This window comes from Desulfuromonas svalbardensis (assembly GCF_055389415.1).
On the sequence record NZ_AP042416.1, the window covers coordinates 34,780 to 59,998 of the forward strand.

Annotated in this window: 28 protein-coding genes; all 28 read right to left on the reverse strand. The window is 44.4% G+C overall.

What is annotated here, in order from left to right:
* Positions 1–13: 13 nt before the first annotated feature.
* Complete coding sequence (locus ACZ5KY_RS00190; RefSeq protein WP_464241891.1) at positions 14–700, reverse strand: flagellar basal body L-ring protein FlgH; 687 nt, start codon at positions 698–700, stop codon at positions 14–16.
* Between the two features lies 1 nt (position 701).
* Positions 702–1,652 (reverse strand): flagellar basal body P-ring formation chaperone FlgA, encoded by a 951-nt coding sequence (flgA, locus tag ACZ5KY_RS00195; RefSeq protein WP_464241892.1) that lies wholly within the window; start codon positions 1,650–1,652, stop codon positions 702–704.
* Between the two features lie 11 nt (positions 1,653–1,663).
* A complete protein-coding gene (gene flgG / locus ACZ5KY_RS00200) occupies positions 1,664–2,449 on the reverse strand; it encodes a flagellar basal-body rod protein FlgG (RefSeq protein ID WP_464241893.1) in 786 nt (261 codons plus the stop codon).
* 42 nt (positions 2,450–2,491) lie between these two features.
* Complete coding sequence (gene flgF / locus ACZ5KY_RS00205) at positions 2,492–3,214, reverse strand: flagellar basal-body rod protein FlgF (protein ID WP_464241894.1); 723 nt, start codon at positions 3,212–3,214, stop codon at positions 2,492–2,494.
* Positions 3,215–3,329: 115 nt separating this feature from the next.
* Complete coding sequence (locus ACZ5KY_RS00210; RefSeq protein ID WP_464241895.1) at positions 3,330–3,770, reverse strand: RNA polymerase sigma factor; 441 nt, start codon at positions 3,768–3,770, stop codon at positions 3,330–3,332.
* Between the two features lie 13 nt (positions 3,771–3,783).
* Positions 3,784–4,518, reverse strand: a complete 735-nt coding sequence (locus ACZ5KY_RS00215; RefSeq protein ID WP_464241896.1) for a FliA/WhiG family RNA polymerase sigma factor — start codon at positions 4,516–4,518, stop codon at positions 3,784–3,786.
* Positions 4,518–5,426: a MinD/ParA family protein gene (locus ACZ5KY_RS00220; protein WP_464241897.1), complete on the reverse strand. Its 909-nt coding sequence runs from the start codon at positions 5,424–5,426 to the stop codon at positions 4,518–4,520. The genes ACZ5KY_RS00215 and ACZ5KY_RS00220 overlap by 1 nt, the downstream gene beginning before the upstream one ends.
* 4 nt (positions 5,427–5,430) lie before the next feature.
* Positions 5,431–6,759, reverse strand: coding sequence for a flagellar biosynthesis protein FlhF (flhF, locus tag ACZ5KY_RS00225; RefSeq protein ID WP_464241898.1), 1,329 nt, complete (start codon positions 6,757–6,759; stop codon positions 5,431–5,433).
* Positions 6,749–8,854 (reverse strand): flagellar biosynthesis protein FlhA, encoded by a 2,106-nt coding sequence (flhA, locus tag ACZ5KY_RS00230; protein WP_464241899.1) that lies wholly within the window; start codon positions 8,852–8,854, stop codon positions 6,749–6,751. Before flhA ends, flhF begins: the two co-directional genes overlap by 11 nt.
* A gap of 3 nt (positions 8,855–8,857) precedes the next feature.
* Positions 8,858–9,919: a flagellar biosynthesis protein FlhB gene (flhB, locus tag ACZ5KY_RS00235; protein WP_464241900.1), complete on the reverse strand. Its 1,062-nt coding sequence runs from the start codon at positions 9,917–9,919 to the stop codon at positions 8,858–8,860.
* On the reverse strand, positions 9,920–10,705 hold the full coding sequence (gene fliR, locus ACZ5KY_RS00240) for a flagellar biosynthetic protein FliR (RefSeq protein WP_464241901.1): 786 nt from the start codon (positions 10,703–10,705) through the stop codon (positions 9,920–9,922). It abuts the gene before it with no gap.
* 5 nt (positions 10,706–10,710) lie between these two features.
* Positions 10,711–10,980 (reverse strand): flagellar biosynthesis protein FliQ, encoded by a 270-nt coding sequence (gene fliQ / locus ACZ5KY_RS00245; protein ID WP_464244601.1) that lies wholly within the window; start codon positions 10,978–10,980, stop codon positions 10,711–10,713.
* A gap of 15 nt (positions 10,981–10,995) precedes the next feature.
* A complete protein-coding gene (gene fliP / locus ACZ5KY_RS00250; RefSeq protein ID WP_464241902.1) occupies positions 10,996–11,745 on the reverse strand; it encodes a flagellar type III secretion system pore protein FliP in 750 nt (249 codons plus the stop codon).
* Positions 11,742–12,149, reverse strand: a complete 408-nt coding sequence (locus tag ACZ5KY_RS00255) for a flagellar biosynthetic protein FliO (RefSeq protein WP_464241903.1) — start codon at positions 12,147–12,149, stop codon at positions 11,742–11,744. Before ACZ5KY_RS00255 ends, fliP begins: the two co-directional genes overlap by 4 nt.
* 5 nt (positions 12,150–12,154) lie before the next feature.
* A complete protein-coding gene (gene fliN / locus ACZ5KY_RS00260; protein WP_464241904.1) occupies positions 12,155–12,484 on the reverse strand; it encodes a flagellar motor switch protein FliN in 330 nt (109 codons plus the stop codon).
* Between the two features lie 5 nt (positions 12,485–12,489).
* On the reverse strand, positions 12,490–13,479 hold the full coding sequence (locus ACZ5KY_RS00265) for a flagellar motor switch protein FliM (protein ID WP_464241905.1): 990 nt from the start codon (positions 13,477–13,479) through the stop codon (positions 12,490–12,492).
* A 12-nt stretch (positions 13,480–13,491) separates the two neighbouring features.
* Positions 13,492–13,974 (reverse strand): flagellar basal body-associated FliL family protein, encoded by a 483-nt coding sequence (locus ACZ5KY_RS00270; RefSeq protein WP_464241906.1) that lies wholly within the window; start codon positions 13,972–13,974, stop codon positions 13,492–13,494.
* 65 nt (positions 13,975–14,039) lie between these two features.
* Complete coding sequence (locus tag ACZ5KY_RS00275; protein ID WP_464241907.1) at positions 14,040–14,780, reverse strand: flagellar motor protein MotB; 741 nt, start codon at positions 14,778–14,780, stop codon at positions 14,040–14,042.
* 43 nt (positions 14,781–14,823) lie between these two features.
* The gene (locus tag ACZ5KY_RS00280) at positions 14,824–15,594 is read right to left on the reverse strand and encodes a motility protein A (protein ID WP_464241908.1); all 771 of its coding nucleotides are present in this window, start codon (positions 15,592–15,594) and stop codon (positions 14,824–14,826) included.
* Between the two features lie 273 nt (positions 15,595–15,867).
* Positions 15,868–17,814, reverse strand: coding sequence for a flagellar hook protein FlgE (locus ACZ5KY_RS00285; protein ID WP_464241909.1), 1,947 nt, complete (start codon positions 17,812–17,814; stop codon positions 15,868–15,870).
* 71 nt (positions 17,815–17,885) lie between these two features.
* Positions 17,886–18,266, reverse strand: coding sequence for a TIGR02530 family flagellar biosynthesis protein (locus tag ACZ5KY_RS00290; protein WP_464241910.1), 381 nt, complete (start codon positions 18,264–18,266; stop codon positions 17,886–17,888).
* Between the two features lies 1 nt (position 18,267).
* Positions 18,268–18,933 carry a flagellar hook assembly protein FlgD gene (locus ACZ5KY_RS00295; protein WP_464241911.1) on the reverse strand — a complete coding sequence of 222 codons (666 nt, stop codon included), beginning with the start codon at positions 18,931–18,933 and terminating at the stop codon, positions 18,268–18,270.
* A gap of 15 nt (positions 18,934–18,948) precedes the next feature.
* A complete protein-coding gene (locus ACZ5KY_RS00300; RefSeq protein WP_464241912.1) occupies positions 18,949–21,018 on the reverse strand; it encodes a flagellar hook-length control protein FliK in 2,070 nt (689 codons plus the stop codon).
* A 40-nt stretch (positions 21,019–21,058) separates the two neighbouring features.
* Positions 21,059–21,586 carry a MotE family protein gene (locus ACZ5KY_RS00305; RefSeq protein WP_464241913.1) on the reverse strand — a complete coding sequence of 176 codons (528 nt, stop codon included), beginning with the start codon at positions 21,584–21,586 and terminating at the stop codon, positions 21,059–21,061.
* A complete protein-coding gene (gene fliJ / locus ACZ5KY_RS00310) occupies positions 21,583–22,023 on the reverse strand; it encodes a flagellar export protein FliJ (protein ID WP_464241914.1) in 441 nt (146 codons plus the stop codon). Before fliJ ends, ACZ5KY_RS00305 begins: the two co-directional genes overlap by 4 nt.
* 170 nt (positions 22,024–22,193) lie before the next feature.
* Positions 22,194–23,519: a FliI/YscN family ATPase gene (locus ACZ5KY_RS00315; protein ID WP_464241915.1), complete on the reverse strand. Its 1,326-nt coding sequence runs from the start codon at positions 23,517–23,519 to the stop codon at positions 22,194–22,196.
* Positions 23,519–24,214: a FliH/SctL family protein gene (locus tag ACZ5KY_RS00320; RefSeq protein WP_464241916.1), complete on the reverse strand. Its 696-nt coding sequence runs from the start codon at positions 24,212–24,214 to the stop codon at positions 23,519–23,521. The genes ACZ5KY_RS00315 and ACZ5KY_RS00320 overlap by 1 nt, the downstream gene beginning before the upstream one ends.
* The gene (gene fliG / locus ACZ5KY_RS00325; protein WP_464244602.1) at positions 24,207–25,211 is read right to left on the reverse strand and encodes a flagellar motor switch protein FliG; all 1,005 of its coding nucleotides are present in this window, start codon (positions 25,209–25,211) and stop codon (positions 24,207–24,209) included. Before fliG ends, ACZ5KY_RS00320 begins: the two co-directional genes overlap by 8 nt.
* Positions 25,212–25,219 lie beyond the last annotated feature (8 nt).

Here is a 25,219-nt window from a genome sequence, read left to right on the forward strand (position 1 = left end):
AATTCATCATCCGCTAAAAGGGAGAAACGTTATCTAGCAATCTCAACAACCAACCGGGTTTCTGTTTGTCGTCGATAACCCCTTTTCCTGTATAAATAATATTCGCATCAAGAATGTACTTCGAATCGATTAAGTTTGATGCTGAGATATCCTGCTGACGAACGATGCCCGACAGATGGATCAATTGCTGTTCATGGTTAACTGTTACGCTTTTACTTCCAGATATACGTAACGTACCATTTGGCAACACCTCAACAACACGTGTCGTTAACGTTGCAACAAGGTCCTCTTTACGACTGGTGGTGCCAGACCCTTTAAAATCGTTAGTGTAACCCGCACTGATTAGCTTTGCGGGGTCGATTGCACTATTGATATTGGCAATATTAGATTCAAGTCCGAACAAACTGGTAATGTCAGCACTGGCACTGGTCGTCCTGCCCGTTGAAGTGGTTGCCTCTTTATTGGCTTCAGCCGCTTCGTAGATGGCCACGGTTAAGATATCCCCCACTTGACCGGCACGATTATCAACAAAAAAACTACCATTACCCGTTGTCCACAATGAACCAGGTGTTTTAGGGGTGGGTGCTTCAATGATTGGTTTCTCAACGGTCACGGGCCTTGTTGAGATAGGATCTTGAGTGGTTATAGGGGCACAAGCTGTCGCCACAATGAGGATCATAACTACATAAAGATATCTCATATCAAAACTCCACCTTAACTTGAGATGGGCCAAATACCCGACCACGCACCTCTTTTTGAGAACTACTATTTTGGACCCGAATAACGTCATTCATACGTCCATCTTCCCGTGCAACACCTGAAGCTGTTATCACCATGCTGCCACGCTGGGCGATAATTCTAACAAAATCGCCTTTTTTAATAACGGGTGGAAATTCGATGTTTTTTCGTTCAACAATCTGTCCAGAACGCATACTGCGCGCAACCCGCTTACCGACAACATCAATCAAATCAAACAGCGGATAGCGAACCTTACTAATATCTAAGGTAACTAAGTCGACATCAGCGTTTGAAATAATCGCGCCACGGCGCAGTGGTTGCTGAACGACGACAATCTCACCATTTGCACTCAAGCGGCCCCGGACAGCAAGGTTTTTGATGGTTTTACCATCAACGCGGTAAATCAGAGCAAAACTACGGCTACCAATAATTGTTTTCACCGCAGGAATAACATCAACCTGCAGAGAACCGATGGGTAAAATAATTGTGTCAGGAAGTGAGTGAGGAATAAATTCAAATATTATATGTGGTAAGCGAAACTCTGCATCACGTAAAAAACCATCTATTTGTTGCTGGATATCATCTGAAGTGATCTTCTGACTAGCACCGACAACATTAACGATCTTCGATCCAGACCATGTAAGGGTTGAGATGTCGACACTATTTTGTCGAAGGATTTTCTCTATTTGCCCGCGTTTAAGGACAACAGCCTTTGCAGGAGCGGGGGCACGAGCGATTCTTTTGTTAGCAAGTTGTTGTGATGCCGGGGAAAGATCTGCAATCATCCCTAACGTTATTTGTGAACTGCGAACAACAGCGCGGGATTTCAAGGAAATATTTTGCGCCCAACCGAACGCAGTGCTGCTTAGCAAAAACAGAACCAACAACACACAACTTTTTACTGCTCGACTCAAATCAATATCCCCTAGACAAGGTTATTGGTCATTTGCAGGATTTCATCAGATGTTTGAATTGCTTTTGAATTTACTTCATAAGCACGTTGCGCCGCAATCATGTTGACCATCTCTTCCATAACGCTAACGTTTGACCCTTCGAGATATCCCTGAGACAGGGCACCCACACCATTGTCGCCTGGAACACCCGTTGTAGCCCCACCCGATGAAACTGTTTCAGAATAAAGGTTACGTCCAAGGCTACGCAGTCCCGACTCATTGCTAAATGTTGCTAACTCGATCACCCCAACTTGCGTAGCGGTTGCGTCACCGTCGAGAAAGACATCGACCGTACCATCCTGGCCAATTGAGATACTGGTGGCATTTTCAGGAATTATAATTTGCGGGGTGAGTAAGTAACCTTCAGATGTCGTTAAGCGTCCATCACCATCTTTTTTTAATGCACCAGAACGTGTATAAGAGGTCGTACCATCAGGCATATCAATCTGAAAAAAACCACGTCCTTCAATGGCGAGATCAAGCTCGTTTTCGGTCTGCATCATATCGCCAACACTAAAGATCTTTTGTACAGCAGCCGTTCTTGAACCCAAGCCTACTTGAATGCCCGTTGGTGATACGGTGTCAGCAGAAGTAGCACTACCTGGAGTTTTACTCACCTGATAGAGCAGTTCTTGAAAATCAGCCCGACTCTTTTTGAATCCACTGGTATTAACATTGGCCAGATTATTCGCGATGACATCAAGATTTGTTTGTTGGGAATCCATCCCTGTTGCTGCCGTCCACAATGCTCTGATCATAAGGTTTCTCCTAATACTTCCATAGTTTTTTCAAGTAAAATTTTATAGCGAGCCAATTTCGTCGGCTTTGGCATCAATGGTATAATAATTTTTCATCGCCTTTTGATAACTTTCAAATGCGCGAAGGCTGGTCATCATAATCACAGTTTCTTCCATCGATCTCACATTAGACCGCTCTAGAGTTCGCTGCATCACTTGAACATTATCACTCTGACGAACACCAGTATCATTACCACTATAAATAAATTGGCCTTGCCCTCGTTTTTCCAGCAAGTTGATATCTGGATCAAAGACACCTATTTGCCCAACTTCTCCCTCTGCACCCAAAATAGACCCAGACTCATCAATACTGATAGGTCCTTCTGGCAGATTAATTGGATTACCATTTTCACTCAGAACAACAGCACCGTTACGCGTGACCATTCTTCCATCGGCAGAGCGATCAAAATTACCCAACCGAGTATAGTAAAGTAGTCCGTCACGATTAACTTTAAAAAAACCTTCACCATTAATTGCAACATCAAGATCATTACTCGTTGGCTCCATAACACCCTCAGTGAAATCTGTTACGGTTTCAGGAACATAGGCGTAATTCATACCATTACTTTGTTCTGTTTGAGTTGCGGCATCAAGAACAGAAGCAAAATGTAGTCGATCTTTTTTATAGCCCGCAGTATTGACGTTACTCAAATTATTCGAGACGACCTCTACTGCCTGCATTTTTGCAATAGCGCCACTAAGTGCCGCATAGATTCCTGAACTCATAATGAACTCCTTCGTTACATAGCATTTCGACCAAAGGAGTAAGAATCTTTAGGATTGAACAAATTATTTAGCAGATATTAGAAATATAATAGGGAGTTAAAATGTAAGAATAGCTCTAATTATGCCGAGGTGCTAAACGGGAGAGTGAAACAAGCTGATTTGCTTCGGGGAGGGAAATATTGAGAACTTCAGCAATCTGATCGACAGACATACCTTGATCAGCGAGTGAAGCGACATGACGATATTTGTCAGGTGCATTACCTAGTGAGGCGGGAGCCTGGAGTCTACTTTTAAGCTCAGCGTGATTTAAATCATGTTCAAAGCGTGGCGGAGACTGTGCCGCAAGTGTTGGCAAGTCTTCCAAATGGGTAATTCGTTGCAATGCGTTGAGCAATTGGCGGTCAGACTCTTCACGCCGCTGACGTTCATAGCGGAGTTGATATTGAACCCGCAATAAAGCGAGAGCAAACATGCCGATCAGTACCGATACGATCAATAACTCAAGTTGGGCAAAACTAAATAATTTATCGATCCAACTATGTAGGGTATCTTTCATCGCTGGCCTCGTATTAACGTCGGATATCTAGTTTTACTTTTAACTTAACCAAAGCCTGACTGTGCAATTGTGAAATTCGCCCTTCAGTAAGGTCAAGTACATCAGCAATCTCTTTTTGGGTCAACTCTTCGTAATAATACAAAGAGATCACCAACCGCTCTTTTTCGGTTAGCTTGTCAAGTTGACGGGCAAGCTCTTGCGCTACCTCGCTCTGCTCAATTTTCTGATGGACGTTAGGACTGTCATCGGTAAGCATATCCATAAAGTTACGCCCATCATCCCATTCATCCAATGTTTCATTGAGACTAACGCAGCCTAAATGACACACTTGATTTAACATGTGACGATAACTATCAATATCCATATCAAGATCAGCGGCAACTTCGGATTCATCAGGGGTTCTACCAAGACGATGCTCCATCGCCGCAATGGTTTTACCGATCCGACTTTGCTTTTCACGTAAAGAACGAGAGAACCAGTCCATCTTACGCATCTCATCGTAAATTGCACCACGGATTCGACGCTCGGCAAAGGTTTTAAACAAAACACCACGTGCAGAATCGTAACGTGTTGCAGCGTCCATTAAGCCCATCATGGCTGCACTCGTCATATCATCTTTGGTGACAAAGGCAGGCACCTGAGCGCGCATCCGTTCGACAACAAGACGCACCAATGGCATATGGACTTTGACTAATTCATTTTTATCATTACCCGTCGACGGGTGAAAGCTGTAGGTCGGGCTTGTCATTAGGTGCCACTTCCTAGGGAAAGTAACCGTTGCCAAAAAAACTGCAAAGAACCTTTAGGTTGCGCATCGCCAGGCTGAGACATTAAGTTATTGGCCAAGGCCTCAAATGCTAGGCTGACCTTATGGCCAGGATACATTTCAACCATCACTTTTTGCCGCCGCACTGATTCATACATTTTGCGGTCGAAGGGAATACCGCCTACAAAATCGATGGAGATATCAAGATAGCGATTAGAAACCATCGTCAGTTTACGATACACATCTAATGCTTCATCTGAATGGCGAACTGAATTGACAATCAGATTGAAGCGTTTTTCGTGATATTTTGAGGAAAGCAACTTCATTAAAGCATAGGCATCAGTAATCGCCGTTGGCTCTGGCGTTGTAACCACTAAAATATCCTGAGCGGCTTGATTAAAATAGGTCACATTTTCCGAGATTCCCGCTTCAGTGTCGATCAATACTACATCGTAATCGCCTGGGAGTGTTTCCAAATCATCAAGAAAACGAATTTTATGATTAGCATCTAAGTGTGTAAATTGTTGAACGCCAGACCCGGCGGGCAAGATTTGTATCCCAGCTGGACCATCAACAAGAATTGACACCAAGCTTTGCTGACCTGAAAAATAATGATTTAAATTATATCGAGGCGCTAAGCCAAATACAACATCGATATTCGCTAAACCAAGGTCAGCATCAATAATCAGGACTTTCTTACCCATTTTACCTAGTGCAACAGCGATATTTGAGACAACGGCTGTTTTGCCAACACCACCTTTACCACTGGTTATCGACAATACACGTGCCGTCTTGTTACCCCCTGCATTCATTTGCGGAGTGTCATTCAAGCGATCACTAAGTGAACGGAGCGTATCTGCCTGATCGGAATGTTCGTTCGCTTCCATCATTACGTTACCCTTCACTGTTCTCTAAAATCAGTGCACTAATGCCTTCAGCATCAGCTTGCACAAGATCTTCGGGAACTTTTTGGCCGTTAGCCAAATAAGATAAGGGGCAATTGTTCCTCAAATGAATATTGAGTAACACGCCCAAACTTTCACACTCATCAAGCTTGGTCATGAGCAAACTTTTCGGTGACAACGCACTAAATCGGCTATACGTTTCGTAGAGGTCACGCTCGCGAGTTGTGGCTGAAAGAACAAGGTGCGGTTCAATTTCTGGATCAACATCAAGAAAATTTTGTAGTTCGTTTAAGCTAACATCATCTTTAGGGCTTCGGCCCGCAGTATCAATCAATATGAGATCTTTATTACTATGGCGGGCGAGGACATCACGCAGCTGATCGGCACTCATCACCACCTCAACTGGTAAATTCATAATCTCGCCATATACTTTTAATTGCTCAACAGCAGCAATACGGTACGTATCAATGGTAACCATAGCCACCCGCTTACCACCTGCAAGGAGAAATGCAGCGGCCAGCTTAGCAATTGTCGTTGTTTTTCCCACACCCGTTGGCCCGATTAATGCCAGACGTTTTTGCTCACCACATTGCGGTAAAATAGATCCTGTTGTTTGAACTAACTCAGCAATGGTTTTAGAGAAAAAAGCATTGAGCACCGCTGGGTCGGTAATTTGTCGTGTCGACAACTGACTCACAGCATAGTGGGCAATAGTTTGAGCTGCTTCAGCTTCAATGCCGAGATGTGTTAACGCTTCGAGAACAATTTGATTCGAATCGAGAGACTTCCTACCTTGCAAATTGGCGGCAGGGTAAAAAATCGGCTGAGCTTTAGTTTGTGTTGCTTTCTCAATCTGTTCAGGCAATTCTTTAACTAAATTCTTTATCAAATCACGTAGCTCACCAACCTCAGATTGGATCTCATTTAATCGAGGTTGCTCGGGCTGCCAGGAATGCATATTTCGTGCATATGGGTTAGGACGTGGATCAATTGCTTTATTTTGTTCTTGCTGCCAAATTTCTTGGTAACTAATGTGATCTTCAGGGTTCTCATCATACACACGTTTTTCAAGTTGCCTAGAAAGAGCTGTGCTTAGTCGGGATGAATTATCATCGACCATTTTTTCATTGTGGCCACTCTGTGCTTCCCCAGCAGGGTCGATTGCCGCGGTCACCTCAAGAACAGGTTTACCAAACAGCCCCATTCCACCCTTGCGAACAGTGCGCGACGACAAAATTAAAGCATCAGGCCCAAGAGCCTCTTTAATTTGGCGTAACGCTGAGTCCATATTGTCTGATTCGAAAACCCTAACTTGCATTTAACCTCACGGTACTTAGAGACCTCACTTTTAAATGGGATGCAATCTCATTATGAGAAATTATCACCAAGCTTGGCAGGTATCTTTCAGTCAGTTTTTTGACATGTGGTCGGATTGTTGGCGAACATAATAGTATCGGTGTCATGCCACCACCAAACTGTTGAATCTCGCCACCAATGGCATCAAGAACGGATTGCGCCTGCCGTGGATCAAGGGCTAAATACTGTCCCCCCTGCTCCATCTTTTGCAAAGACTGATGGATTAACTCTTCAATCTGTCGCTCTAGAGTCATCACGGGTAAAACATCGTCGTCTTGCGCGTACTTACTGCTAATTTGCCGAGATAATGCACTGCGAATATGCTCTGTCAACATATCAGGATCTGACACTGCCTGAGCATAATCAGCCATTGTTTCTAAAATCGTCCGCAGATCGCGAATGGAGACCTCTTCACGCAGTAAATTTTGCAGCACCCGCATGATTAAACCAAGACTCAACATGTCAGGGATAAGATCATCAACCAGCTTCGGATAACTCTTCTTTAAGTTATCTAGCAAGTTCTGTACCTCTTGTCGGCCGAGGAACTCATGTGAATAACGCTTAATGATTTCACTGATATGGGTCGCCATAACCGTTGTGCAATCGACAACGGTGTAACCGGCAATTTGAGCACGCTCTTTTTTGTCCTCAGAGATCCATATTGCAGGCAAACCAAAAGCGGGTTCTTCAGTCGCAACCCCCTTAATCGTTTCAGTCGCAACTCCAGGATTCATGGCCATATAATGTCCGGGTAACATCTCAGCACCAGCAACCTTGACACCTTTAAGCATAAATCGATATTCATTCGGTTTTAACTGTAGGTTGTCTTTAATATGGACAGGGGGAACAATAAATCCGGAATCAAGGGCAAATTGCTTGCGGATCGAACGAATACGAGTTAACAATTCACCATCTTGTCCTGCATCAACGAATGGAATTAAGCCATAGCCAACTTCAAGTTCCAGTAGGTCAACGTTGAGCATCTCATCGTAGTTTTCCTCTTCATTGAGAGCAGAACCTGAACCTGGCAGTGCCTCAGGAGCAGCATTTTCAGCGGCTAGCTTAATATCAGCCGCAGTTTTTTGCATCGTGTATGCAGCAAAGCCTAAGATCGCTGACAGGGTAACAAATGGGATAAATGGCATCCCAGGAATAACCGCAAAGGCAAGCATAATTGCCGAAACAACCCAAACCGCCTGCGGATATTTAACAAATTGCGCTTTAAGGTCGCTACCGAAATCGCCTGTTCCTGTGGTACGGGTGACCAACAAACCTGCTGCTGTTGAGATAATCAATGCTGGAATTTGCCCAACCAGACCATCACCAACGGTAAGAATGGTATAGTTTTGCGCGGCCTCGAATGCCGGCATCCCTTTTTGCACAACCCCAATAATAAACCCAGCACCAATATTGATTAAAGTGATGATAATTCCGGCAATAGCATCACCTCTGACAAACTTACTGGCACCATCCATCGCTCCGTAAAAATCAGCTTCATTAGCAATTTCGGCACGGCGCGTTTTTGCTTGCTCGTCGTTAATCAATCCCGCATTCAAGTCGGCATCAATTGCCATCTGTTTACCCGGCATAGCATCGAGAGTAAATCGTGCGGCAACTTCAGCCACGCGCCCTGCACCCTTGGTGATAACCATAAAGTTGATCAAAACCAAAATAACAAAGATAACTATACCAACAACGTAATTACCTCCGACAACAAATTGTCCGAAGGCCATAATCACCGAACCAGCGGCACCTGGACCTTCTTCACCGTGCAACAAAATCAATCGTGTCGATGCGACATTAAGAGAAAGTCGAAAGAGTGTTGTTGAAAGTAACACTGCGGGAAAAACCGCAAATTCCATCGATTTTGAAGTATATAAACTGATGATTAAAATCAGCATTGATATGGTGATATTTAACGAAAGAAAGATGTCGAGCAACACGGGTGGCAGAGGAAGAATCATCAGCATGAGAACTGTGACCAAACCGAGCGAGACCACAATATCGCTGCGCACTAATAGTTGATACCATCTATTTTGAGTGAGTGCTTCAAACATAAATTATCGACGTCGTTTCAGGCTATAGACATATGCAAGGATTTCAGCAACTGCTTTAAACATTTGCTCAGGGACCACTGCTCCAATATCAACTTTGTATAAGGCACGTGCCACGGTGACATTTTCAACCAATGGCACATTGTTTTCACGTGCAATTTCACGAATTTTCATAGCAAGATTATCGGCGCCTTTAGCAACGACTATCGGTGCGTCTGTTTTCCCTTGCTCATAATGTATCGCAATGGAAAGGTGCGTTGGGTTGGTGATAACGACATCAGCTTTTGGCACTTCAGACATCATTCGATTACGGGCCATCTCCTGCTGTAAAGAACGAACACGAGCTTTGAGCTGTGGATCGCCCTCACTCTCTTTATACTCCTCTTTTTGCTCCTGCTTGGTCATTTTCATTTTCTCCTCCATCTCCCAACGGACAAAAATAAAATCGATTAAAGCCAGCAACAGCATGATCCCACAACTTTTAGCTAATACAATTAAAGCAACACGACCCACATACCTGAGAGTTTCAATTGTATCCATTTGAACGAGATATAACGCATTTTCAAATTCATTAAAAACCGTCCTATATGCCACATAGCCAACCAAAATAACTTTAGCCAGCGATTTAATTAATTCAACGAACGATTTTTTAGAAATAAAACGAGCTGCACCCTTTATGGGGTCTAATTTGGAAAAATCAGGCATCAGCGGCTGAGTTGTAAACAACCAACCAATTTGAAAAAAACTGGCACAGAAACCAATCACCAAAACCATTAGAAAGAGCGGCGCAAGCAGCAAGGCTCCATGTCTAAGGACAAAACCAAAGATATGAACAATAGACTGCGGTGTCACCTCATACTGTCCCGCCTGAGCCCAAATATGCTGGACCATCCACGAAAGCTTACTCCAAAACATCGGACCATAAAAATACCAGAGCAAGATAGATACCGCCATCAATGCAGCAGTATTGATCTCTTTACTTTGAGCAACTTGACCTTTTTTGCGAAAATCATCACGGCGTTTGCTGCTGGCTTCCTCTGTCCGTTCTGAACCTGACTCCTCAGCCATTTAATCGCCTCTCAACATCAATAAAAGATGCTCAAAACGATCAGGTAACATTGAAAATTCTTGGCTCAAGAGTGCCACGACTAAATTCATTGTAAGTCCGAGGATCACAAAGGCCAAACCAATATTAATTGGAAACGACAACATAAATGCATTGAGCTGGGGAAACACCCTAGATAAAATTCCTAGAACGAGTCCCGACAACAATAAAACAGCTAAAATCGGAGCACTAAATCGGATAGCTAGCACAAACATACTGCTAGTCAATTCCATTACAAATGGTACAGCACCTGTCGAAAAGTCCAACAACCCAGGTGGCAACAAATAATAGGAATCAACCATAACCCGAATAAAGATATGATGCACATCTAGTGCCAAGAAAATAAGAATGGCAAAAACATTTTGAAATTGTGACAACAGGGAGACTTGACGTTGGTTCTGCGGGTCGTAAACATTGGCGGCAGCAAAACCCATTTGATAGCCAACAATTGTTCCACCAAATTCAACGGCAGTGAAGATAAGGCGAGCGATAAAGCCCATCATGATCCCCAACAGAGCTTCATTCGCGACTAACAAACCAAGAGAAACAGGGGTGAAATTCGATTGCGGCAACGTTGACTCAACCGCAGGTAAGATTAAAACGGTAAGCATCAATGCAAGAATTGTTTTGGCACGTGCCGGGACTTGAAAGCTACCAAATATCGGCATACTCCCCAAAATAGCTGCAACACGGGCAAGACAAATCAGTGCAAGTTGTATTTTATCGACCGGAACTAATAGTAGCTCCATGAGTCTTAGCCCCCGACAAGTGAAATGCCCTGAAATATATTTTGGGTAAAAGCAAGCATGATGCGGATAATCCATGGAGCAAACAGAATCAGTGCGGTTAGAACGGCAACAATTTTGGGGATGAAAGTCATGGTTTGCTCATTGATTTGTGTTGCGGCTTGAAAAATACTAACCAGCAACCCAACTATGAGCCCCGACAGCAACATGGGAGAAGAGATCAACAAGACTGTTTTAACGGCATTGCGACCGAGATCGATAACAAATTCAGGCGACATCATTGACCTCCAGCATTAAGAGAAACTCTTTACTAGTGCCCCAACAACAAGGCCCCAACCATCGACTAAAACAAACAATAACAACTTAAAAGGAAGAGAGATAATAGGTGGCGGTAACATCATCATCCCCATGGACATCAATACCGAAGCAACAATCATATCAATCACTAGAAACGGAATATAGATCATGAAGCCTATTTGGAAAGCACGATTCAATTCTGACAACATAAATGCAGGGATCAATGCCGTTGTGGAAACTTCCTGCTGACTTGTCGGCTGATCTTGACCTGATACATCAATAAGAAGGGCTAAATCTTCTTCTCTTGTTTGCGAAAACATGAACTGGCGAATCGGATCAATTGCGAGCTCTAAGGCAACCTGTTGATTGATTTTTCCTGCTAAATAAGGCTGAACAGCTTGTTCATTCACCACAGTATAAACCGGTGACATAATAAAAAAGGTAAGAAACATTGCCAAACCAACGATGACTTGATTCGGTGGCATCTGTTGCGTACCCATCGCTTGACGGACAAAGGACAAGACAACGACAACGCGAACAAATGCTGTCGTCATCAATAAAATAGCCGGAGCTGCGGACAAAACAGTGAGCACCAGCAAAATCTGAACAGCGCTAGAAACTTCGCTAGGTGTCGTTGCGTTCTCAACACCTAAACTAATTGTCGGCAGATCAATAGCGAGCGCCGATAAGGGGTAGCTCAACAGTATTGCGGCAAGGATCACTCGAACGGACAGTCGCAACGTCATTCCCCCCCCGAAATATCTGATCGGGACGGTGGAGCAGGCTCTTCATTTAAAACTTGCTCAAAGGCAGATGGCGTCCCCTTATCAAGGGGCCACTGCGCTAAGGTTTCCATTCGATCATTTGTGCCAGACAGAAGCAACTTTGATCCGTTAACCTCGACAAGGTAAAGGGCCTTCTTGGGTGCTAAATAGCGCACTTCGATCAGATTTATTTCACGGTTCTGACCTGATGGAAACCAACGTCCACTTTTTTTCAAAAGAGCATATATTAACAGAACAAGACCTAAAACAAGAGTAAGAGCACCCATCACCTTCAGGCTCATCGGAACGAGTTCTGTTTCTACTGAATCGAGAGCATAAGCTGTCGTAGGCAGAAGTATTAAAGATAAAAGCAATGCTCTCATCATAATAGTTATGCCAAATTCTCTATACGCTCAGCAGGACTAACAACGTCAGTGAGACGCAAACCTAGCTTATCGTTTACCAGCACAACTTCACCGCGAGCAATTAATCGCGAATTGACATAGACATCCAAGGGATCACTGGCCCCCTTACTTAATTCAATGACATAACCTTCATCCATCATAAGTAAGTCACGCACCATCATCTTGGTCCGACCGACCTCAATCGATACGTCGAGAGGAATGTCTAGCAATAATTCAAGATTTTTCAATCCTTCTTGAAGCTCGTCAGCAGCCTGTTCGGAATGCGACACAGGTGAGGTACTTTCCGTCTCTCCCATACAAACTATCTCCTTTTACTCACTTTATCTATAATACGAAGGGCTTTTTTCCCGTCTCGTAAACCAATTAATCCTGAGAACTTCGAATGACCTTCAACTTGCAACGTAACAGGACTGTCAGGCGAACATCCCAAAGGCAAAATATCACCAACGCGCAGATCAAGGATATCTCGCACGTCGAGTTGTATCTGAGCTAATTGAGCAGAGACAGCAACATCCATTTCTTGTACTTCATCGGCGAAATACCCTCCCCATTGGCTACCGGAGCTAGTCGCACCGAGTTCACTTTTAAGTTTTTCACGGATCGGATCCAAGGAGGAATAAGGGATTGCCAAACGCATCAAACCAACAGTGTCATCAATTTTAACCTTAAACGATGCAACCATCATCTCTGTATCGCCAGGAACAATGGTTACTAAGCGCGGATTAGACTCAACCCGAACAAGTTCAGAAGCTAAAGCCTCAATCGACGAAAAGGCCTTGTTAAGCTCTCGACAACCTTCAGAAACAACCTCTTTAACTATATTGATTTCAATAGAAGTCATGCCACGATTAGGCGTAACAACTCCCTGATCAGCGCCACCACCGCCTAACATGATTTCAACTTTAGCAAAGGCAATGTTAGCATCAAAAATAAGAAGCCCATTTTTTTTCAATGGATCAAGGGTTATTATTCCATACAGTTGATGGTTACTACATTCATTAATAAGCGATTCGTACTCCATTGAACCGATATTTTCACGTAAAATACTTACCGCCCGCTGTAGACGGCTAGAGAGTGAAAATGACATATTGCGCGAAAACGCATCGAGTAAAATATCAAAATTAGCTAATCGGATCCCAGATTGGCCCCTGTTTTGCACCAAGCTAAACCCTGAAACAGCATGTACCTTTTCACCATAGTCTTCGTCAGGCGCAAGTTCAGAATCTAACGATCCATCTTTGACCGCAGAGAGTAGTTCAGCTATTTCTTCTTTGGAGAGTATTCGCTCCAAATGGCCCTCCCCTTATTGCACGACGAATTCGGTAAAATAGATCCCTTTGACTTTTCCTTTTTTCAGCAATTTATTCAAACGTACAATAATCTCCGCACGTAATTGAAGTTTACCCTGTAAATCACTTAGCTCGGCAAACGATTTATTGCCAACAAGGAGCAAAACCGAATCACGAATCTGAGGCATTCTCTCATTGACTTCAATAACAGTTTCTTCGTTTTCAAGTTCCAGAGTGATCGCAGCCTTAAGGTAACGTGTTTCATTTTTATCGAGGATATTAATGATGAAGTCAGTTACATCGACCATTGGCCCAACACCTTCAACCTTCTCAGTTTCTTCAACCTCTGCAGCAACAGGAGCAGACTGAGCCGACTTTGACCCCAGCAAATAAGCTGCAACACCAACAGCGATCAACATTACAACAACTCCTACAATGACAATAAGCATCATTTTACTCTTGCCACCACCTGATCCTTTATCTTCCTCTTCGGCCATATCTGGCTATCTCCTGCGAAAACAATTTAATGGTAAATTATTAAAAAAAAGGATGAAATCCAATTTTAAAATGGTAGTTGTTCATTGGCATCAATCAAATACGGCAGCTCTTCACGATAATTACCCAAACTCTCTAGAACAAACTCAACCCTGCGATTTTTAGAACGATTTTCAGGGGTATCATTATCAACAAGGGGATGTTCAGAGCCATAACCAACAGCTGACATCCGATCAAGAGGAAAAAGATCGGCCGTTTGAAAATACTTTAGTACTGAAACGGAGCGCGCCACAGAAAGGTCCCAATTGCTTATATCAGCACGACTATAGGGAATATCATCCGTATGCCCCTCCACTCGAAGCTGTAACGGCAAGGGGCGAATCAAACCAGCAATCTTTGCCAAAACTGGAAAAGCTGATGGTTTCAATTGTGAGGTGCCAGGTGAAAAGAGTATCGAATCATTAATGCGCAGAATAACCGCGCCACGATCTTTAACGAGCTTAATTGATGGATCAAGGCGTAAACGATTCATCTGTGTCATGATTCGAGAATAGAGCCGTTGTACTAAATCATCATGTACAGGGGCAATTTCAACCAGAGACGGTGGAGATATCTCCTTTTGGTCCTTGCCACCAAAAACACCAAAAGCTCCACGTAATGAACCTGCAGCCTGACTAAACTTAACTTGATCCATATTCGCCATTGACAACAAAAGAACAAAAAAAGTCAACAACAGTGTGACAAGGTCGCTATAGGTAACCATCCATGCGGGAGCGCCGGCAGCCTGTTTTTTTGGTTTTTTTTCCACGAAATCTCCAGCCAGCACAAATCAATATGGACAACAACCAACGCTATTTCTTATTAAAGTTACTTTCACGTAGAGCAGGTGCAACAAAGGCATGAAGACGTTGCTCCATGACACGAGGATTTTCACCCGCTAAGATGGAATTCATCCCTTCAGAAATTAATGTTTTACCCAAAACCTCACAAGAGGAACGATGCTTCAATTTACCCGACATCGGTGTAAACAAAATATTCGCTGCTACCGCACCATAAAAAGTGGTCAACAAAGCAACCGCCATTGCAGGACCGATAGACGCAGGATCATCCATGGTTTGCAGCATCTGCACCAAGCCGATAAGGGTACCAATCATTCCCATCGCAGGTGAGTACGCAGCCATCGTTGTAAAAATATCCGCGCCACTGTCATGACGTTCCATCACATATTCGATCTCACGTTCCATCATATCTCGTAGCGCCTCTGGCTCTTGGCCATCAACCGCCATCTGTAACCCCTTGAGAAAAAAAGGATCTTCAACTTGAGACATAACGGACTGCAACGACAAGATCCCCTCTTTTCGAGCTTTACCTGAAAACTCAATTAATTGGCCGATGATCTCACCAGAATCCTGTTCTTTATGGAAAAGCGTTTTTTTGGCTACAGATATCGCCCGAACAACTTCCTTAAAAGGATAATGTATGAGTGTGGAGCCAACGGTTCCGCCACCAACAATCATGAGTGACGCAGGATCGACAAAGAGTAAGATAGACCCACCGTTCATCATTGCGGCTAACACAAGACCAAAAGCAACGACAGCACCTAATATTGTAGAAATATCCATACAAAAGCCCTTAGAACATTAGAAATAGAACGTCAAGCAAAACACCTAAGCAAAACCAGCCAATTACCATTTTCTTAACCTGTCATTCTACACACTTCTGCCTTGTGAGGGAACTGCAAAAGTGGCTTAACCCCCAACCTTTATATTCTTAAACAATGAAACGCTTGTGTTTTAATAGAAAATGCCAAGAGATCTGAAAAGTGTCTCTTGGCATCTTTTAAACAATTTAGAAATTTGTCTAATATTATCTATTTGTGTAGCTAATGAAGTTGCTTATCGCTTCAAGTTAATTAATTCACCCAAAAGCTCATCGGTCGTTGTTATAATCTTTGAATTTGCCTGAAAACCACGTTGAGTTGTAATCATTTTCACAAATTCAGCAGCTAAGTCAACATTCGACATTTCAAGTGAATTGGTGAAGATTTGACCAACACCAGAACCAACCGTACCAACAATAGGGGTTCCTGAAAACTCTGTGGAGCCATACATATTATTACCTACTTTTGACAACCCAAGTGGATTTGCAAACTTAGCTAGTGCAATTTTAGCCAATTTACGGGGTTCGCCATTTGAATAGTTCCCAAGGATATTACCATCATTGTCAATCGTTAAGCTGACCAAGGTTCCCGTTCCATAACCATCTTGTGTTTGAGAAATAACATCTGACTCGCTCGAATACTGTGTCGCATTAAAGGTTAAATCGAACACCTGTGTCGACTCTGACTCGTTAAGCCAGGTTAATTTATTGTTAATTGTTGAGATATTAGGCGCGGAGGCCACCTCTTCAACATCAGTCGGTAACGAATAACCTGTTGCAGCATTACTAGATATATACAGATCGCCGGCAGCATCGTAAGCACGATCTGCCACTACTGAAGCTCCAGTAGCAATGGTAGAGTTGATATCTTTAACATTAACCAACCGACCACCAGTATCAAAAGAAAGAACGCTTCGGCCAACTTCGACCCAATCCGAAGCAGCCGCGTCCTTACTGGCCAGATTTGCAGTAGCAAACTCAAGGTCTGTAATTGCAGCATCACGATCCGCAACCGCAACATTATAGGCATCAACAACAAGTGGGTCTGCATTTGCAGTCGCCACATCAAGGTTGGCGGTATTATATGCCGCAGCCACAGTATCATACGCAGGAGCGTCCGCAACGGCTTGGGCATAGACCGAGCCGCGAGCAGTATCTAAATTGCCAAGCAAATCAGTATAAGCTGTCTCGGTTGTCAGCATCGAACCCGTGTAGTCATCCAAAGCATTTTGAGCCGTTGTCACAGCAGCCAGCAATACAACATAAGGTGCTGTCGTAGACGGAAGCACAGCTTCCATGTCACTATAAGCACTATCTCTTGTCGCAAGTAAATCAACATAGGCATTGGCGGTCAAATCCGTTTCAGCCGTTGCTAAATCGGTAGTAGCGGTTGCCGTTGCCGTTGTTGCCGCAGCCAATGCCACATCATCAGCGAGAATCTGCGCTGGAGACTCAAGTTCTGATTCCGCAACAACAGTATGTGATTCCCATTGCATAACACCAGACGGATTATCAGTGGGATCGAGCTTATTAAAATACGTGGTAACAAGATGCTCACTGCCTAGTGAATCAAAAATGCGAACTGACGAGGCATAATTACTCGCGGCAGCAGGATCGACAATAGTAAAAGGGGAGACCCCATCACCAGACAGGCCGAGATAAGGGTCATTTGCATTAAGGTTTGTCGCAAGGGTAATTTTTGCTGTTGGCTCTGCGGGAGAGAATGAGCGCGTAGAAATGGCGATGTCGGCAATATCGCCCATGGTTTCGCCATCTTCATTCAGAGCGTATCCCTGCACAGCAAACCCTTCGGGGTTAACAAGCGTACCGCCCTCATCGAAACGAAACGCCCCTGCTCGAGTATAGTTAACCGTCGCCTCCTCGGGACTACTAACCATAAAGAAGCCTGGACCCTCAATCGCTAGATCAGTATTTGATTCTGTTGATTCAAACGTTCCTTGACTGAAAACAGTATCAACCGTGGACATGCCTGTACCACGACCAACCTGTGATGCTCCACCTGAACCAGCAATTTCCGCAGAAAGTAAGTCAGCAAAAACGGTACGACTTGTTTTGAAACCAATGGTATTACTGTTAGCAATGTTGTTACCTAAAACAGTGAGAGCACTACCGTTTGCATTAAGGCCACTAACACCGCTGTACAATGAACTTTGAATTCCCATAATTTAATCTCCCTTTAAGATGTCATAAACAGATGACATTCAACGGGCCCCCTACACGAGGACCGGCCCGATTAAGCAATAATTGCGCTATCGATATTAGTAAAAACGTTTCCCTTGAGTTGCTCTTTATCTGCTACGGTAACTACCGTATTATCTTTAATACTGACAACCAGTGCCGCACTATCGAGTAAAACCAATGAATCACGGCTTCCCTTCTCATCGGCCATTCGTACGGCTTGGTTTAGTCTTCCAAGAGCGTTTTCACTCATTTCTATCCCGCGGGTTTGCATCCTCTGGGTAGCATGTTTTGAAAAACGAACCCCACCGCGATCAAGCTGATCGCCTAAAACTTGTTTGAACGATATGCCACTTTTTGCAGCAGCGGTACCCGTATCCTTTTTTAAAGCCGCAGGCTGAATCGGCTGAGGATGAATAAAAATTGAATTCGACACGTTATAAGCCTCGAACACTTTGAACATCGGAATAACGATAATCACCAGAATCCGTTACCAACGTTTCAGTGCCATCAGCCATATCGACACCTATTACGCGACTACGAATCAATGATTTCGCGGCGACAGTATCGTCACCATTAAACGCTGAGAGACCTAAAGTATAGTTACCATCGATGAGAGTATTACCGTTTCCATCCGTACCATCCCACTCAATAAAGTGAGTCCCTGCGTCCATATTTTCCAGTGGAAAGCTACCAACACTGTTACCCGCTGCGTCACGAATATAAAGGCTGCCACTATCAGCAGGCGCATCAAGGTCGTAACCAAGTTTAATTGGAGTTCCGTTAAACTTAAATTCTGATGATGCGGTCACCACCTCAGTACCAATCATCGAAAGCGCTGATAACCGTTGAACTTCGGCTGAGGTATTCCCCATACTTTCAAGATTGTCGTTCACGTTAAAAAGCTGCTCTAAAGAACTAAATTGAGCCAATTGAGCAGTAAATTCTGTTGCATCCGCTGGATTCATTGGATCTTGATTTTTTAACTGCTCCACCATCAGTGTCAAAAACTCATCCTTACCAAGTGCGTTAGCTCCACTTGAAAGAGACTTCGCTAAATCTGCACTCGTTTTGCTGCCTAGAACACTTGAGACTTCTGCCATAACGACCTCCTTTCCTTAAATGTGTATACTTATACTGCGACCATCGGTCCGCGACGCAACAGCATGGACCGCATCGTCAACATCATCACTATTATCATGAGATAAAAAATGATCCATCTGTTTGGTAGCGACGAATTCTCGCTGCTCTGGGGTCTGGTGATCACTACGTTCGCCAGAATCAACACTTACCTGAAAATCATCAACCGTTACACCCTGCTCTTGCAGGGCATCGCGTAAACGCGGGAAGTTGCGTTCTAGCACCTCTTGAACTTGCTGACTCTGAGCTTGTAAGTGAACCTTTAGTTGATCACCTTCCATCACCATACGTAACTGCAATTCACCAAGTTCCTCGGGGTGAAGTTTTACTGTAACGCTGCTACTATCTCCACGGGCATGAAGTGTTAAATGGTCAATCGTTTGCTGGACAACTCGGCTTTCTGGTAGGCTGGAACCATCTTTTAACGGGATATCAACTTCAGTTGCACGGGCTGTCCCAACTTCAGGTGGCCCTAGTTGTGATTGAGCTACACTGGTGACCGCTCCATCACCATTGTGACTTGATCCGAGATTCGCGGTAAAGGGTTCTCCCCCTCCTAGAGAATCAATAGTTGGCGATATAGAGGTGCCGCCTACAGGGGCACTAGGATTCAACGTCAGAGGAAGACCTTCACCTTCAGATGCTGTAACGGATGAATTCACCGATGGAACGACGGGTGATTCTAGGCTTTGCTGTTGCCGCAACGACTCTCCAACAACGGGTTTATTTAACAATGTCGCAAACCGTTGATCTGTTACCACTACACCACTACCACCACTGGTTCCCTTAGTGTTAGATTTTTCAGTACCGACACCCCGACTGGCACTCTTCGACAATGGCGTGATATTGAGTTGCTGTAACTGTAAGGATCCTCCGTCCCCAACGGATGCAGCAACTTGGACTGAGGTCGTTGCTTGAGCCTCAACAACTCGTGTTGTAGAAATAGCCTCTTGGGCTCCGAACGCTACTTTAGCCTTTACAACCTGCGGAGCAGAAGGGGCGATTATAGCCTCTTGGACCCCTAGAGCTACTTGAGCCTTTACAACCTGTGGAGCAGAAGGGGCGATTATAGCCTCTTGGACCCCTAACGCTACTTGAGCCTTTACAACCTGTGGAGCAGAAGGGGCGATAACAGCCTCTTGGGCTCCGAACGCTACTTGAGCCTTTACAACCTGTGGAGCAGAAGGGGCGATTATAGCCTCTTGGCCCCCTAGCGCTACTTGAGCCTTTACAACCTGTGGAGCAGAAGGGGCGATTATAGCCTCTTGGGCTCCGAACGCTACTTGAGCCTTTACAACCTGCGGAGCAGAAGGGGCGATTATAGCCTCTTGGGCCCCTAGAGCTACTTGAGCCTTTACAACCTGTGGAGCAGAAGGGGCGATTATAGCCTCTTGGACCCCTAACGCTACTTGAGCCTTTACAACCTGTGGAGCAGAAGGGGCGATAACAGCCTCTTGGGCTCCGAACGCTACTTGAGCCTTTACAACCTGTGGAGCAGAAGGGGCGATAACAGCCTCTTGGGCTCCGAACGCTACTTGAGCCTTTACAACCTGTGGAGCAGAAGGGGCGATTATAGCCTCTTGGCCCCCTAGCGCTACTTGAGCCTTTACAACCTGTGGAGCAGAAGGGGCGATAACAGCCTGTGACGTTAAATTTTCAACCGCTACTGCAACCTCGACCTCTGCACGAGAAAACTCCGAAGCACCAATGTCACCGCCGGCAGTTAACACCGGTTCTCTGACAACTGGCGCAGCAACCATTGGAATATTAGCAATCACTTCAGCGGTTGCAACAAACCCCTTTGCATCGCTCTGCGGTCCATTCGCCTGCCCTGTTGCGCGGGGCTCTACAACGACCTCTTGTTGCCCCTCTTGATTCTGAACAACCATGGCAGCTCCTGCAAGCTCATCGCCATTGTCTTCACGGCATGCTTGCTCCAACACCGGCGCAAAGCTGCCATCACTTTTTGCGTTACCAGAACGCGTAGCCCTTGGCGCAACAGCGTCATTGATCACTGCGGGCTGATTAATCATTGGCATTGCTTGCATCAAACCTACCTCCTTTCTTTTACCCTATTGTCCTTAAAACTTAATCTTCACGTAGTGTTGAATACGCTGTACTTAATTCTGCGGCTTCTTCGCCACCTATATTTGCAAGAACTTTTCCGGCACTTTTTGATTTCATACCACCAAGAATTCCAATTGCCAACTCACGTTCCAATGACCTTATAATTTGTGCAGCCCTAGCGGGATCAATCTTATTGTACATTTGGCTTAACTCTTGAACCTTAGCCAACTCAATGGCGTCTTTTTCTGCGAGCAAACCTTGAATCTCTTTCCTTAATCGCTGCAACTCGTCTAGTTTCTTATCGACTTCAACACGAAGGAGGTTTAGCTCATTTCGTTCCTTTTTTAATGCTTGAGCTTCCTCCTCATTTTTTTGTTTTTTTTCACGTAATTGGACAATCAAGCGACGCTCTTCAACAGTCTCAATATCGAGCTCTAAAGACTGCACCCCTTCATCCATTAGGAGACTATCCTCAGCAATACCTTGAGTTGTAACGAACGCAATCAGAGCTATCAAGAGCAAGAAGGCATACTTCATATTAAATTTCATCGGCCATCCTCTTTTCTAAACATAATTGCAACTTCATCAATCTGTGCCATCTCTTTGCGATGAAGTTCTTTTTTTACTTCTAGAAGTTTTTTCTCTTTTAGCTTTTCCATCAATTTTTTTTCTCGACTGGCGTCGCCTAATTTTTTCCGACACTCTAAAACCAACTCCCGTGCAATACCGAGCTGTTGATCTAAATCAATCAAAACTTGCCGCATGTGCTCAATCCTGTTTTCATACAGCATAAATTCATGACTTTGAATGCCAACAATCTGTCGCTCTTCATACTCACAACATAACTCTGCAAGCCCTGCCGTTTCAGCGGTTAACTTACAGATAGTTCCCTGTTCGTACTGTATTGCTTCAGCTAAAGCTTGACGAGCCTGATCCTCTAAACGTTGTCGATGCTCCAAAACCACTTGAAGTTTAAATGACTTCATCGCTCCCCTTCAAATAACTTGCAATTATATATGTTTTTAATGATGAATAAATTGAACGCACTGTTCTTTTCGGCGCATTGGAGTAAATCGTTAAGACATTCCGCAATTAAAAAAAAGCAGTTGATACGAAAAAAAGGGGGGGGGGAGAGATGACAGTGTGGGAACTTACATTATTTTCGATGTTCTGCGCGACGATCTAAAACCAGCCCTGTCATAGCCTCAGTTGTTCCTGCCAAAGTATCTCTTTCTTCCATCCCTTGGCATAAGAACTCATTAACTGCATCAATGCGTGAGATTGCGTAATCAATCTTAGGATTACTGCCCGCAACATAAGCACCAATATTAATCAAATCTTCTGCTTCTTTGTGAGTCGCTAAAATCTCGCGAATCTTGGCCGCACTTTCGGTATGATCAGGTTCAACAATATCGCGCATGACACGACTGGACGAATGGAGAATATCAATGCACGGGTAATGATTCTTTGCAGCAAGATCACGTGACAAAACAATATGACCATCAAGGATAGATCGAACCGAGTCAGCAATCGGCTCGTTCATATCATCACCTTCAACAAGAACCGTATAAAGCCCAGTAATACTCCCTTGTTTTTTAAAGCTACCTGCTCGTTCAAGTAATTTTGGCAGTGTTGCAAAAACAGATGGTGTATAGCCTTTTGTCGTCGGCGGTTCACCAATTGCCAACCCTACTTCACGCATCGCCATGGCAAAACGGGTAACAGAGTCCATCATCAACAGAACATTATGTCCTTGTTGACAAAAATATTCTGCTAATGTGGTCGCAACAAAAGCACCGCGCATTCGCAACAATGGAGATTGATCAGAGGTTGCGACAAGAACAACCGAGCGAGCGAGACCTTCTTCACCTAGATCACGCTCAATAAATTCACGCACCTCACGTCCACGCTCACCAATTAATGCGATAACGTTGATATCTGAACGTGAATGCTTGGCCATCGTGCCAAGAAGAACACTTTTACCAACACCTGAGCCCGCCATGATCCCCAGGCGTTGGCCCTGACCACAGGTTAGCAAACCATTAATGGCGCGTACCCCTAAGTCGAGCGGTTGGCAAATCTTGCTTCGCTCCATCGGCCCAGGTGGCAAAGCATAAACGGGCATCTCTTTTTCAAAAACTGGTTGCGGTAATCCATCAATTGGGTTGCCCATTGCATCAACAACTCGGCCGAGTAACGCATCACCAACACCCATCGTTGCACTACTACGTATGACACGAATAAGGCTACCAGGACCTAGCCCTCGAAGCTCACCCAATGGCATCAATAGCGCTAAACCGTCTCTAAATCCAACAACTTCAGCCAAGACTGGGCCAGATTGAGACAATGGTGTGATTTCACACAGGGTACCAACGGAAGCGGCAGGACAATAGCCCTCAACAACCAAACCAACAATCTTAGTGACCTTACCCCAGACCTTAACAGTGTTACAGGATCGAACTAGACCTTCGAGGTTTGACATCACTCCCCCTTGATCGCCTCATGGAGGCACGTCGATATCGCTTCCATTTGAGCCTCTAGGGTTGCATCAACTCGACCTAACGGTGACTCAAGTATACACCCTCCACGAATAATCGTCTGATCTGGTACAAACTCAATATTACTTAAACCACTTAAGCTAGCGATGAATAAGGGCTTATGTTCATTGACAACCTGAAGGTCTTCAGGATTGACCCTAATGTGGAACTCCTCGGCACTCACAGCCAAAAGTATCGCCTGCTTAACGGTTCGAGTTACGACTTCAGTATCAATTTCAATATTAGCTTGAACCACGCGCTCAGCAATGGCAAGGACGAGTCTCAGCATATCGGACTGACTACGTTCTAGCATTTTTTCTTTTAATTTAGATATTTCATCACAGGCTGAAGCGAAGGATTGAGTCACATCAGAGAAAGTTTTCTCTGCTTCAGCAACCCCACTCAGTTTACCCTCCTCAAATTTAGCGTCAAGCTCTAGGAGGTGTTGCTGTTTCAATTCATCAATTTCAACAGCAATAGATTCATTCGAGGAAGTTGCAGACTCAACAATAGATTGTTCAATGAGGTTCGAATCCAAAACGACAAAACTACCCGATTTGGCCTGTGTGACAGTACCAAGTTCAGTCATCGTCACACGACGATAAGCAAGTTCGTCAGCATTTCGAATAATTTTAGACAAGCTCATCACCTGCACCACGTCCTGGAATAACGATCTGCCCCTCTTCTTCAAGTTTCAGTGCCAACTTGACGATAGTTTGCTGCATCGCTTCAACATCGGACAATCGTACTGGCCCCATCGCTTCGAGGTCTTCTTTTATCATCTCGGCAGCTCGATTTGAGATATTGCCGAAAATCAAATTCTTAAGATCGTCAGGTGCCGTTTTCAATGATAGCGTTAGGGTATCGTTGTTGATTTCACGTAGAATCATCTGCATCGCGCGGCCATCAATGTTAACCAGGTCGCTAAAGGTAAACATCTTCTTGCGAATGGATTCAGCAAGCTCAGGATCTACGGACTCAATGCTATCGACAATCATCCGATCAGAACCTTTTTCGACACGACCGAGGATATCCACAACTTTATCCACACCGCCAACGTCCTGTTGCTCTTTTTTGCTAACGCCTCCAATTTCACGGCGCAATGCTTCCTCTATTTGAGCAATGACTTCTGGCATAACTTTATCGATTTTTGCAATGCGATACATCACATCGCCAGCGACCTCATCGGATAAAAACTTTAATACCTTACCCGTATGCTCTGAGCGTTGTGTCGACAAAATCAAAGCCAAAGTCTGCGGGTGTTCATTTTCCAGAAGACTCGCAACCATTCGTGGCTGCATGGTTGCAATGGTTTCAAGCGGCCTAGTTTCATTGCCACTCATGATCTCTTGCAATAATATTTCTGACTTTTCGCCACCAGTTCCTGTGATGGCATTACGAACGAACTCTTCACTTTTAATATACATCCCAGGGTTTCTCTTTTGATCATTTTGGAATTCAGCCATAATATCATTGGCAAGTTCAGACGGGATGTGTTCAACGGTCATCATGATCCGCGTTAGGGTACGGACTTCTTCATCACTTAATTCAGCGAACACAGCAGAGGTTGCAGCCTCACCGAGACACAGCAACAACACTGCAGCCTTCTCGTGACCCGACATTCTATTTAATTGCATTACTTCCA